The sequence below is a fragment of the Lysobacter sp. CA199 genome (genome assembly GCF_052078715.1).
In the GTDB taxonomy this organism is placed as follows: Bacteria; Pseudomonadota; Gammaproteobacteria; order Xanthomonadales; family Xanthomonadaceae; genus Lysobacter.
In genome coordinates this window covers 115,833-128,336 of the sequence record NZ_JBQJIL010000012.1, presented here as the reverse complement: position 1 = coordinate 128,336, position 12,504 = coordinate 115,833, and the positions used below count along the sequence as shown (strand labels likewise).

At 66.0% G+C, this 12,504-nt stretch carries 8 protein-coding genes; 4 read left to right on the top strand and 4 right to left on the bottom strand.

The features are described 5' to 3' along the window. Positions 1-149: 149 nt before the first annotated feature. The gene (locus ACTOWJ_RS21850) at positions 150-1,529 is read right to left on the bottom strand and encodes a glutamate--cysteine ligase (protein ID WP_441336722.1); all 1,380 of its coding nucleotides are present in this window, start codon (positions 1,527-1,529) and stop codon (positions 150-152) included. 275 nt (positions 1,530-1,804) lie between these two features. Here ACTOWJ_RS21850 and ACTOWJ_RS21845 point away from each other — a divergent pair, with 275 nt between their 5' ends. The 4 genes from ACTOWJ_RS21845 (at position 1,805) to ACTOWJ_RS21830 (ending at position 6,109) form a co-directional block, all read left to right on the top strand. Next, positions 1,805-3,367 carry a peptide ABC transporter substrate-binding protein gene (locus ACTOWJ_RS21845; protein WP_441336721.1) on the top strand — a complete coding sequence of 521 codons (1,563 nt, stop codon included), beginning with the start codon at positions 1,805-1,807 and terminating at the stop codon, positions 3,365-3,367. After that, on the top strand, positions 3,364-4,086 hold the full coding sequence (locus ACTOWJ_RS21840) for a VIT1/CCC1 transporter family protein (RefSeq protein ID WP_441336720.1): 723 nt from the start codon (positions 3,364-3,366) through the stop codon (positions 4,084-4,086). Before ACTOWJ_RS21845 ends, ACTOWJ_RS21840 begins: the two co-directional genes overlap by 4 nt. Continuing rightward, on the top strand, positions 4,086-5,006 hold the full coding sequence (locus tag ACTOWJ_RS21835) for an ABC transporter permease subunit (RefSeq protein ID WP_441336719.1): 921 nt from the start codon (positions 4,086-4,088) through the stop codon (positions 5,004-5,006). Before ACTOWJ_RS21840 ends, ACTOWJ_RS21835 begins: the two co-directional genes overlap by 1 nt. Positions 5,007-5,071: 65 nt before the next feature. Continuing rightward, positions 5,072-6,109 (top strand): LacI family DNA-binding transcriptional regulator, encoded by a 1,038-nt coding sequence (locus tag ACTOWJ_RS21830; protein ID WP_441336718.1) that lies wholly within the window; start codon positions 5,072-5,074, stop codon positions 6,107-6,109. 124 nt (positions 6,110-6,233) lie between these two features. Here the strand turns inward: ACTOWJ_RS21830 and ACTOWJ_RS21825 are convergent, their stop codons facing one another. From ACTOWJ_RS21825 to ACTOWJ_RS21815, 3 genes are all read right to left on the bottom strand, one after another. After that, positions 6,234-7,925, bottom strand: a complete 1,692-nt coding sequence (locus ACTOWJ_RS21825; RefSeq protein WP_441336717.1) for an alpha-amylase family glycosyl hydrolase — start codon at positions 7,923-7,925, stop codon at positions 6,234-6,236. Then, positions 7,922-9,358, bottom strand: coding sequence for an MFS transporter (locus ACTOWJ_RS21820; protein ID WP_441336849.1), 1,437 nt, complete (start codon positions 9,356-9,358; stop codon positions 7,922-7,924). The genes ACTOWJ_RS21825 and ACTOWJ_RS21820 overlap by 4 nt, the downstream gene beginning before the upstream one ends. Before the next feature lie 241 nt (positions 9,359-9,599). Continuing rightward, positions 9,600-12,419, bottom strand: a complete 2,820-nt coding sequence (locus tag ACTOWJ_RS21815; RefSeq protein ID WP_441336716.1) for a TonB-dependent receptor — start codon at positions 12,417-12,419, stop codon at positions 9,600-9,602. Between the last annotated feature and the right edge of the window lie 85 nt (positions 12,420-12,504).

Genomic DNA, 12,504 nt, shown 5'->3' with positions numbered 1-12,504 from the left:
GCGGCGAAGTCTATTGTGGGAGGGGCTTCAGCCCCGACGCTTTTGGCTCAGATCGCGAAACACCGCGGAAACGTTTTCGATTCGAAAGACGACATTGCCGCGGATTCGCTTTTCACGCGACGGCAATCGCCGACGCGGCATCCATCCCATCAGTACGCAAACTCCTTGAACACCGGATCCACGTTGCCGCCCCAGGCGCCGTGGAACAACTCAAGCTTGCGCTCGGCCGGGCTCTTGCCCATCGCCACGAACTCGGTCAGCGGCTCCAGATAGATCGACTCGTCGGCGCCGTTGTGGTTCACACGCGCGCGACGCTTGAGGCCATGCGCGGAAATCTCCAAGGCGCGACGCGCCAGGTCCAGCACCTTGCCGTCGCGGAACGGCAAGTGGAAGCCGTGCTTGGGCACGCCGTCGCGCAGCGCGTGGCGTTCGACCGGATTGAAGTCCAGCACCAGGTCCCAAGCCGCATCCAAGGCTTCCGCGTCGTACAGCAGCCCGACCCAGAACGCCGACAGCGCGCAGATCCGGTTCCACGGGCCCGAGTCGGCGCCGCGCATTTCCAGATACTTCTTCAAGCGCACTTCCGGGAACGCGGTGGTGGTGTGATCGGCCCAGTCCTTCAAGGTCGGGCGCTGATTGGGATACGCCGGCAGCTTGGCGTCGAGGTAATCGCGGAACGATTGGCCGGCCGCGTCGATGTACTGGCCGTCGCGGTAGACGAAGTACATCGGCACATCGAGCAGATAATCGACGTAACGCTCGTAACCGAAGCCGTCTTCGAACACGAAATCCAGCAGGCCGGTGCGGTCGGCGTCGGTGTCGGTCCAGATGTGCGAGCGGTACGACAGATAGCCGTTGGGCTTGCCTTCGGTGAACGGCGAATCGGCGAACAGCGCGGTCGCGATCGGCTGCAAGGCCAGCGACACGCGGAACTTCTTGACCATGTCCGCTTCGTCGCGCACGTCCAGGTTGACCTGCACCGTGCTGGTGCGGGTCATCATGTCCAGGCCGAGATCGCCGACCTTGGGCATGTACTCGCGCATGATCTTGTAGCGGCCCTTGGGCATCCACGGCATTTCGTCGCGGCGCCACTTGGGCTGAAAGCCCATGCCGAGGAAGCCCAGTCCCATCGGCTCGGCGACGGTGCGCACCTCGCGCAGATGGGTCGCCGCTTCCACGCAGGTGTCGTGCAAGGTCGCCAGCGGTGCGCCCGACAGTTCCAACTGACCGGCCGGTTCCAGCGAGACCGAAGCCTCCTCGCGGGTCAGCGCGATCACCCGGCCCTTCTCCTCCACCGGCGCCCAACCGAACTGGGTCAGGCCCTTGAGCAAGGCTTCGATGCCGCGATCGCCGTCGAAGGTCGGCGGACGCAGATCGTCGGTGCGGAAACCGAACTTCTCGTGTTCGGTGCCGATCTTCCAATCCGACTCCGGGCGCGCGCCCGAGGCCAGGTAATCGACCAGCACGGCGCGCGCGCCGCCCTTGATGTCGGGAATCTCAATATCCTTGACCTGGCTGGGACCGGACACATCCACCTCGCTGATTGAATCGATCGTCTGGACCGGGCCCGGTCGCGTCCGCTTCGCGCGGCGCAACGACCGTAACCGGCGTCCCGTCGCACGGGAGCCGGTCCGAGGCCCTGGCATCCTAGCTTGCGCTAGTACGCATGGTTTCTGGGTCTGGATATGCGGCGGGTCGCCTACAATCGCAAGACCCTGGCAGTGTAGAGCCCGTCTTGCGCCGAACAACGTCCGTCCTGCAACGCTATGGTTCGGCCCTGCTACTGGCGCTGATGGCGCCCGCCGTGCCTGCGCAGACCGGCGACGCTCAGCTGGAACGCGGCAACGGCCCGGAACCGAGCACCTTGGACGCGCACCGTTGCCAGGAAGTGGCCTGCGGCAACGTGTTGCGGGATCTGTACGAGGGTCTGGTGACCGAGGACGCGCAAGGCCGGCTGATCCCGGGCATGGCCCGACGCTGGACGGTGTCGGCCGACGGCCGCATCTGGACCTTCACCCTGCGCGAAGACCTGCGTTGGAGCAACGGCGAGCCGTTGGACGCCGCGCAGGTGCTCGCCAGCTTCCGCCGCGCCTTCGCTCCGGCCACGGCCGCGCCGTTCGGCGAGTTGTTCGATGCGCTGGACAATGCCCAGGCCGTGCAGGCCGGCACGCTGCCGCCCGAGCGCCTCGGCGTGGCGGCGCCGGACCCGCGCACGGTCGTATTCACCCTCAACCGCAGCGCATCGCTGCCGGCGCTGCTGACGCTGCCGATCGCCTTTCCGGTGTATCTGCCGGCAGTGAACCAGTACGGCGCGCAACACACCCAACCCGGACGGCTGGTGTCCAACGGCGCTTACCGGCTGCGCGCATGGACGCCGCAGGCCCACGTGCTGGTCGAGAAGAATCCGCGCTTTCACGATGCCGCCGCGGTGGCGATCGAACGCGTGCGCTTCCACGTCACCGAGGACGCGGCCGCCGAACTGCAGCGTTTCGCCGCCGGCGATCTGCACATCACCGAAGTGGTGCCGCCGCAGCCGCTGACCGCGCTGCGTCGACGCTTCGGTGCGCAGTTGCGGCTGTCGCCGTATCTGGGCGCGTTCTGGCTCGGCCTCAACGTCACCAAGCCGCCGTTGCGCAACACCGATTGCGCCACGCCGGTGTGCGCCGACAAAACCCTGGCGCTGCGTCGCGCGCTGTCGATGGCGCTCGATCGCGACAAACTCACCCGCTATGTCACCGGCCTGGGCGAAACCCCGGCCTACGGCATCGTGCCGCCGGGTATCGCCGGTTATACGCCCGCGGCCGCGACCTGGGCGGCGATGCCGCAGGCCCAGCGCGAGGCGCATGCGCGCGGCCTGTATCGCTATGCGGGTTATTCCCGCGACCATCCGTTGGTGATCGAGCTGCGCTACAACACCTCCACCCCGCACCGCCGGCTCGCGCTCGCGGTCGCGGCGATGTGGCGGCAGACCCTGGGCGTGCAGGTGCGCCTGCGCAACGAGGAGTGGAAGGTGTTCGTGCAGAACCGCAAGCAGCGCGCGATCACCCAGGTGTTCCGCGGCGGCTGGATCGGCGATCTGCCCGATGCGCGCAATTTCCTCGCCGCCTTCGGCAGCGACGGCCCGTTGAACTGGATGGGTTACGACGACGCCGACTATCGCCAACGCCTGGCCCGGGCCGACGCGGCGCATTCGCAAGCCGCGCGCAACGCCTGGCTGCGCGCGGCCGAGCAACGCCTGCTCAACCACAACGCGGCGATTCCCTTGTACTTCTATACCTCCAAGCATCTGGTGTCCGAGCGCGTGCGCGGCTTCCAGTCCAACGCGCTGGACCGGCACGCCAGCCGCTGGCTGAGTCTGTCGCCATGACCGCGCCTTCGCAGCGTCCGCACGCGCGCAGCCGGCATCCGGAAGTGCATCGCTCCGACCGCGTGGGCTGGTTGCGCGCGGCGGTGCTGAGCGCCAACGACGGCATCGTCTCGGTCGCCGGACTGGTGGTCGGCGTGGCCGCCAGCGGCGCCGATGCGGCCGCGGTGCTCACCAGCGGCATCGCCGGCACCGTCGCCGGAGCGATGTCGATGGCGGCCGGCGAATACGTGTCGGTGCGTTCGCAAGCCGATACCGAACACGCCGACATCGCGGTGGAAAAACGCGAACTGGCCGAGGATCCGCAGAGCGAGCTGGAAGAACTGGCCAGCATCTACGTTCAGCGCGGGCTGACGCCGGAGCTGGCCCATGAAGTCGCGCGCCAACTCAGCGAACACGATGCGCTGGGCAGTCACGCGCGCGACGAATTGGGCATCACCGATACCTTGCGCGCGCGTCCGGTGCAGGCCGCGCTGGCGTCGGCCTGCGCCTTCGTCTGCGGCGCGGCATTGCCGATCGCCGCGGTGCTGGTGGCGCCGCCCGGGCGGGTGCAGGCGGTGGCGATTCCGGCGACCTTGGTGGCGTTGTCGATCTCCGGCGCGCTGGCGGCCTGGACCGGCGGCGCGCCGGTGCTGCGCGGAGCCTTGCGGGTCGCGTTCTGGGGCGCGTTGGCGATGGCGGCGGCGACCCTGGTCGGCCGTCTGTTCGGCGTGCAGGTCTGATGCGCCTCGCGCCCGGCCTGGCCCGCTTCGCCTCGCGGCTGCTGGAGGCCGTGATCACCCTGTGGTTGCTGGCGAGCTTGTGCTTCGTCTTGCTGCGCGCCGCGCCGGGCGGTCCGTTCGACTCCGAGAAAGCCGCGCCGCCTGAGGTGCAGGCGGTACTCGATGCGCAGTACCGGCTCGATCAGCCCTTGGCGATGCAATACCTGGGCTGGCTCGGCGACGCGGCGCGCGGCGACCTCGGGCCTTCGTTCCAATACCCCGATTACACGGTCAACCAACTCATCGCCAATGCGCTGCCGGTGTCGGCGCTCAACGGCGGCATCGCGCTGCTGCTGGCATTGCTGGTGGGCGTGAGCCTGGGCGTATGGGCCGCGCTGCGCGCCGGCGGCTGGACCGATCGCGTGCTGATGTTCGTCGCCGGCCTGGGCCTGGCGGTGCCGAAGTTCGTGGTCGCCCCGTTGCTGGTGCTGCTGTTCGCGGTGACCTTGCATTGGCTGCCGGCCGGCGGCTGGGGCGAATGGGACAACGTGGTGCTGCCAGCGATCGCCCTGGCCCTGCCCAACATCGCCTACTGCGCGCGGCTGACCCGCGCCTCGATGCTGGAAACCTTGTCGGCCGATTACCTGCGCGCCGCCCGCGCGCGCGGCCTGTCCGAGACGCGGCTGCTGTTCGCGCATGCGCTCAAACCGGCGATGCTGCCGGTGGTGGCATGGTTGTCGCCTGCCCTGATCAACGTGGTCACCGGTTCGACAGTGGTGGAACAGGTGTTCGGCATCCCCGGCATGGGCCGCTACTTCGTGCAGGGCGCGCTCAACCGCGACTACACCCTGGTGCTGGGCGTGGTGCTGGTGATCGGCGCGCTGATCGTGGCGATCAATGTGGTGGTGGATGCCTTGCGCGGGTGGATGGATCCTCGGTGAGGCCGGGACTTTCGAATCCCGAATATCCAATCCCGAATCCCCGCACTAAAGCTACACTCGCCCCCATGCGCAAGAAGTCGAAAGCCACCTCGGTCGACATCGCCCACCTGGCCGGCGTCTCCCAGGCCACGGTCTCGCGGGTGCTCAGCGGTTCGCCGCTGGTCAACGCCGAAACCCGCAAGCGCGTGGAAGCGGTGGTGCGCGAACTCAACTACAAGGTCGACCGCCACGCCTCCAGCCTGCGCCGGCAACGCTCGGGCACGCTGGCGCTGCTGCTGTTCGAGGACCCGACCCCGGACGAGTCGCATATCAATCCGTTCTTTCTGTCCATGCTCGGCTCGATCACCCGCGCGTGTGCGCGCCATGGCCAGGACTTGCTGATCTCGTTCCAGCAGCTCTCCGACGACTGGGCCGGCGACTACGAAGACAGCATGAAAGCCGACGGGCTGATCCTGCTCGGCTACGGCGATTACCTCGCCTATCAGGGCAAGCTGCAGAAGCTGGTCGAGCAAGGCACCCGCTTCGTGCGTTGGGGCGCGGTACTGCCCGATCAGCCGGGCTTGTCGATCGGTTGCGAAAACATCGGCGGCGGCCATCAGGCCGGATCCCATCTGCTGTCGCTGGGCCGCAAGCGCGTGGCGTTTCTCGGCGACGCATCCAGTCACTACCCCGAATTTCTCGATCGGTTCATCGGCTGCGAACGCGCGCTGGACGAGGCGGGACTGGTGCTGGACCGCGCCTTGCAGGTCGACGCGGAAAGCTCCGAAGACGCAGGTCATGCCGCGGCGCGCGAGTTGATCGCACGCGGGTTGCCGTTCGACGCGGTGTTCGCCGCCAGCGACCTGATCGCGTTGGGCGCGATGCGCGCGCTGACCGAGCACGGCCTGCGCGTGCCCGAGGACGTGTCGGTGATCGGCTTCGACGATATTCCGATGGCGCGCTTCGCGCATCCGCCGTTGACGACGATTTTCCAGGACACCAAGCAGGCCGGCGAGTTGCTGGTGGATACGTTGATGCGGCTGGTGGACGGCGAGGAGGCGCAAAGCATCCGGTTGCCGACGGCGCTGGTGGTACGGAAGTCTTGTGGGGCGCAGGCGGATTGAGCGAAGCGCGGCCACAAGCCTGCGCGATGGTTGAATTGATACGGTCGCGGCTTGCGCCGCTCCTACATGAACCTTTGCGAGGCTGCCCGAAGCCCCTGTAGGAGCGGCGCAAGCCGCGACCGCGCTACTTCGTGCGCCGGCGCGCGCCCGCCATCGCCACGTCCAGCGCCGCGATAAGATCCGCGCGCTTCACCGGCGCATCCAGCAGATAGACCTCGGCCCCATGCGCCGGCACCGTCGCCTTCAGCACGCCGCTCTCGCCGACATCGACCTCGCCGCCGCCCAGCACCGCGCGCCAACGCCCGGCCTGCAGATACTCGCGAACCTCGAATTCCGCCGCCGCATCGCCCTTGTTGAGCAGCACCAGCGCGATCTGCGACTGCCCGGCATGTTCGTAGACGCGATAGAAGACCGCGCGATCGCCCTTCAGCGACACATTCACCTGCAGCCCGCGCTGCAAGGCCGGCGATTGCTCGCGCAGCTTGGCGATTCGCGTCAGCGACCGGCGAATCGGATGACCGCGCGCCGCATCGATCCGCGCCTGCCCGAAATAATTGCGATTGCCCGCGTGCTCGGCCCGGCCGCGTTCGAAGCCGACTTCCGAGCCGTAATAGATCACCGGAATCCCGCGCGCGGTGAACAGCCAATTGTGCGCGTCGACGAAGCCCTCGTCGCTCGCGTCCAGCCGCGGCATGTCGTGGTTGTCGTAGAACGTCATCAGCTCGTACGGGTTCGCGTACGGCCCGTCGGCCAGATACAGACGTTCGCTCAGCAGCGAGAAATCGCCGTGCTTGCGCCCGAACACCTCGGCCATGCGCTCCTTGAGCGGAAAATCGAGCACGCTGACACCGCCGTTCTCGGCCCAGGTGAACGGTGCGATGTTCTCGGCCTTGTAGTCGAACGCCTCGCCGAACATGAAGAATCCGGGGCGCTTGGCGCGGATGCGATCGGAGAACTTCTTCCAGAACGCCGGCGGCATATGCCGGATGGTGTCGATACGGAACGCGTCGGCGCCCTGGTCGATCCATTGCGAATAGGCACCGACGAAGTAATCCAGCACCGCCGGATTGGTGTCGTCGATGTTCGACAGCTGCACCAGATCCTTTTCGTTGTGGAAGAACCGGTGCAAAGGATTACCCGCAGGATCGAGCTGTTCCGGCGCGAGATTCTGGTGATCGGCGATCAGCACGCCATCGCGATAGATCTCGCCGTACCTGGGCTGATCCTTGGGCATCGTGAACGAGGGCGAGCCGTGATTGGCGACGATGTCGAGCACCGTCTTCAAGCCGTGCTGCTTCAATCCGCGGGTCAGTCCGGCGAAATCCAGATCGCGGCTCGGCAGATGCTCGTCGAGCCGGTAGAAATCCACGCCCCAATAACCGTGATAACCGGTCTTGCCGCGGTCCTGGAACGCGCCGCCCCAGGTCACCGCGTCGCCGCCGGTGAAGGCCTGATCGGGGTCGTCGACGATCGGCGTCAGCCAGACCGCGCCGAAACCCATGTCGTGGATGTAGTCGGCGTTGTCGAGCAGGCCTTTGAAATCGCCGCCGAGGTAGCCGATGTTGTCGCTCTGCCCGGCCGGCGCGCCGGGCACCGGGCGGTCGAAGGTTCGGGTCGCCGGGTCCGGTCCGCCCTGCTCGCGCTGATCGTTGCCGGTATCGCCGTTGACGAAGCGGTCGGTGACCACGAAATACACCGCATCGCTCGCCATCGGCTCCAGCGTGCCGTAGTAGTCGCGCGACGGCGCGGCATCGCGCGCGGCCTGCGCGCAGCCGCATAGGGCCAAGGCCAGCATCGCGACGCGCAACGCCCTCATGCCTGGGGTTCCGTTCCGGGCTCGCGCACCCACAATACGCACAGGCCCGCCGCGAACAAGCTGACCCCGCCGATCACCAAGGCCATCGCCGGCTGCCCGCCGAACAACTGCTTGATCAAAAACCCGAGCAGACTGACCGCGACCAACTGCGGAATCACGATGAAGAAATTGAAGATGCCCATGAACACGCCCATCTTCGCCGCCGGCACGCTGTCGGACAGCATCGCGTAGGGCAACGATAGGATCGAGGCCCAGGCGAAGCCGACGCCGAGCATCGACAACAGCAGCCATTGCGGATCGCGGATCAGCGCGATCGAGATCAGGCCCGCGCCGCCGAGCGCGACATTGAACAGATGGGTCCAGCGCAGGCCCCAGCGCCGCGTCATCGGCGGAATCACGATGGCGGCGAGCGCGGCGAAACCGTTGTAGGCGGCGAACAGTATGCCGACCCAGTTGGCGCCTTCGTTGTAGGCGGCCGAAGCGGTGTCGTTGCTGTGGTAATGCAGTTGAGTGACCGCCGGCGTGGTGTATATCCACATCGCGAACAAGGCGAACCAGGAGAAGAACTGCACCACGGCCAGCCGCAACATGGTCGGCGGCATCGCGCCCAGATCGTCCATCACCGTGGCGAAACCGCCACCGTCGCGGACCAGGCCGCGCAGCAACAGCGCCAGGCCGAACGCTGCGATCAACGCGGCCAGCACATACAACTGCCGGTCCAACGCCAACATCGAGATCGCAGTCGCGCAGATACCGCCGACCACCATCCACGACGCGCCCAGCAGCAGGCAACGCACTCGGTCGCGCTCCGGCCGCGGCAGCGCCGGCGCCTCGTCGAAGGCATGCAGCTGCTGAGGCGGGTACTCGCGCGTGCGCAGCACGGTCCAGCCGACCGACAGCAACAGCACCGCGCCGCCGAAATAGAACGCGTAGCGCACCGTATCGGGCACCTCGCCGGGCCCGGCGGTATTGCCGACGCCGAAATGCGCCAGCGCGTACGGCAACGCGCTGGCGACCACCGAGCCGACACCGATGAAGAAGCTCTGCATCGCGTAGCCGGTGGGCCGCTGCTGCTGCGGCAACTGGTCGCCGACGAAGGCGCGGAACGGCTCCATCGAGATATTGATCGACGCGTCGAGGATCCACAGCAGGCCGGCGGCGATCCACAAGGTCGGCGAGTTCGGCATCGCCAGCAACGCCAACGTCGCCAACACCGCGCCGACCAGGAAATACGGCCGGCGCCGCCCCAGCCCGGTCCAGGTGCGGTCGGACAGATAACCGACGATGGGCTGCACGATCAGCCCGGTCAACGGCGCAGCGATCCACAGCATCGGGATGTCGTCGATCGGCGCGCCCAGGGTCTGGAAGATCCGGCTGACATTGGCGTTCTGCAGCGCGAAGCCGAACTGGATGCCGAGGAAGCCGAAACACATGTTCCATATCTGCCAGAACGACAGCTGCGGCTTGCGGGGCTGGGCGCGGGAACTGTCGGTCATGGGGTTCGATACTGGCATGGGATGGAGCGAACTGGGCGGACCGGTGGCGCTAAAAGCAAATCCCCCTCAATCCCCCTCAACAAAGGAGGAAGACAAGCGACTGCGACGTTCTCGCCAAATCCCCGCGCACTATTCCCCCCTTTGAAAAAGGGGGGTTAGGGGGGATTTGCTCTTGCCCTTAAAACTGCGAAGAAAACCGAACCCCATACATCCGAGGCGTATTCAAGTACCGGATATTGGTCGCGTTGTTGACGAACCCCTTACCCGAATAAACCTCGTCGGTGAGATTGGACACGAACCCATCAATCCGGAACTGATTGTCGCTGCCGAAGTTCAACCCCGCCGAGACATTGACCGTCACGAACCCGTCGACATCGTCGCGCATCGCCAGCCCATTGGCCGGACCGCCACCGGCGGCCGGGTTGGAGCCGTTGTTGAACGGCATGTCCTTGAGCGGGATCTCGATGACGTTGCCGGCCGCGTCCAGCCCGAAGCCGCGGCTGTTGAACGCGGTGAGGTAGTAGTCCGAACGGTAGGTCACATTGATCGTCCAATCGAACGAGGACAGCGCGCCGCGATTGATGTCGATGGTCTGCGACAGGCTCACGTTGGCGTTGTACTTGGACGTGTTCGGCAGTCGGTTGCCGTCCAGCGGCACGATCAGCCCCAACCCGCCCGAACGCGTGTCGAGCACCATGGAATCGTCGAAAGTCGCATCCAGGTACGTGAAGTTGTAACCGACGTTGAACCCGTGCGGCAACCCGACCCGGCCTTCCAGCTCCAGGCCCAGCACGCTGGCGTTGGCCGCGTTGTCGTTGAACACCTGGCGGCTGGTCGCGTTCGGGTTGGTCGGCGTCGGCGCCGGTACGTCGATCAGGTTCTGCAACACCTTGTTCTTGTAGTCGTAGTAGAACACCGACGCGTTCAAGCGCACCGGGGTCTCGCCCCAGACGTAATCGCCCTTGATGCCGGCTTCGTACGAGGTCAGTTCTTCGGGTTCGAACGACGGCGCCAGCGCGCTGCCGTCGTTGAGCAACAGCGGACGGTTGATGCCGCCCGAACGGGTACCGGTGGAGACGGTGCCGTACACCATCACCTGCGGGTTGACGTCGTATTCAAAGCCAACCCGCCAGTCGACGTAACTGTCCTTGTAAGTGTCCTCGCTCTTGCCTCCCGGAAAGTCGGATCGCGCGATGACTTGGATCTGATCGCGATTCTTTTGCAGGAACTGCGCCCAGTTGTCGTTGGCGCCGAAGCTGTCGATACCCCCGAGGAAATAGTCCAGAGTGTTGCCACCCGGACCGCACTTGAGTTCGCCCGGCGACCAGCCGGTGCAGATGCTCGGATCGCCACCGCGACGGTCGCCTGGAGGCGCCAGACGGAAGCCCGGTGAACCCAGGATCAGCCCCGTCGTGTACGGATTCGTGGACGTGTTGATCGGCTGGCCGGTGAACTGCTGGAACAGTTCTTCTGGAATGATGAACTGATACTTGACATTGGATTCGCGCGCGATCTTCTTGTCGCGGGTGTAGCGGATGCCGCCGATCAGACGCAGCGAATCGGTCGCCGCGAAGCTGAAATCGCCGTAGACCGCATTGGACTCCACCTTGGACTTGTCGCCGCGGTTCTCGCCGCCCAGGCCGTCCTGATAGCCGCAGACCGTGCCCGGACGCCACCAGTCGCAATCGCCGAAGTAACCGTTGCCGACGTCCCAGGAGGCGTAGTCGTACTTCTCCTCGTAATTGAACAGGCCGGCCGACCAGATCAGGCGGCCGGTGTCGCCGAACACGCGCAGCTCGTTGATGGTCGAGCTGGATTTGTCGGACTGATAGAAGGTGTCGTACCAGTCCAGCCGCTCGGGATTGAAATAGGCTTCGCGATCGGAACCCGGATACACCGGCCCGAGCTGCCATTCACGCGAGGCGTTGCGGTTGTAGAAGTCGTACTTGCGGTACGAGGTGTTGAACTCCACCGACACCTTGTCGTTGAAGTTGTAGGTGAAGGTGCCGGCGATGCCTTCGATGTCGTTGGTCGTGCTGCCCTGGGTGCGGAAGTACTGCTTGAACGGATCGTCCAGGTCCTTGATGTCGTAGCCCGCGGCCAGGCCGCGCTCGGCGAACAGGCCCGGATCGCCGGTGCCGCGCTCGGTCACCTTGTCGAGCATCACAAACGCGGAGAACTTGTCGTTGGGCTCCCACAGCATCGACAGGCGCGCGGCCTGGTTGTCCAGCGCGCTCGGGCCTTCGGCGTCGAACAGCGACTTGGGATAGCCGTTGCTGATGTACGAGGAGCGCTCCTCGTCGAACAACGCCGCACGCAGCGCGAAGGTCTCGCCGATCGGCAGGTTCAGCACGCCCTCGGCGGTGGTGAAATCGTAATTGCCGGCGCCGACCTTGAGGCCGCCGCTGGTCACGCCGAGTTCGGGGCGCTTGGAGATCACGTTGATCGAACCGCCGGTGGCGTTGCGGCCGCGCACCGTGCCCTGCGGGCCCTTGTTGACCTCGATGCGGTCGACGTCGAAGAACATCGGGCCGATCGAGCGCGGACGCGGCAGGTAGATGCCGTTGTAATAGGTCGCCACCGAAGGATCGGAGGAGAAATCCGAATCGGCCGCGCCGATGCCGCGCAGGAAGATTTCGTACTTGCCTTCCTGCTTGGTGATCTGCAATCCCGGCACCACTGCCTGCAGATTGCGGAAGTCGGTGTTGATGCCGAGCTTGGTCAGGTCGTCGCCGCTGAAGGACTGGATGGTGCCGGCGTACTTCTGGATCGACTGCACGCGACGGTTGCCGGTGACCTGGACCGCGTCGAGCTGATGCGCATCGGCTTGCGGCGCTTCGGCGGCGGCGGGCACGGCTTCTTGCGGCGCGGGTGCGTCAGCTGCCCAGGCAGTCCACGAGCCGCACACCCCCAGCGAGGCCAGGGCCGCGGTCAACAGGTGACGGTTGAATTTCGATTGCGACGGGACGTGCAAGCTATTGGGCTTCGATCTCGACATGCTCCCCTCCAGAAGCGCTGTGTGTCGGCCGCGCGCATTGAATCGCGCTGCGGTTGCCTCGGCGGCGTGCGCCTTCGGTCTGTGG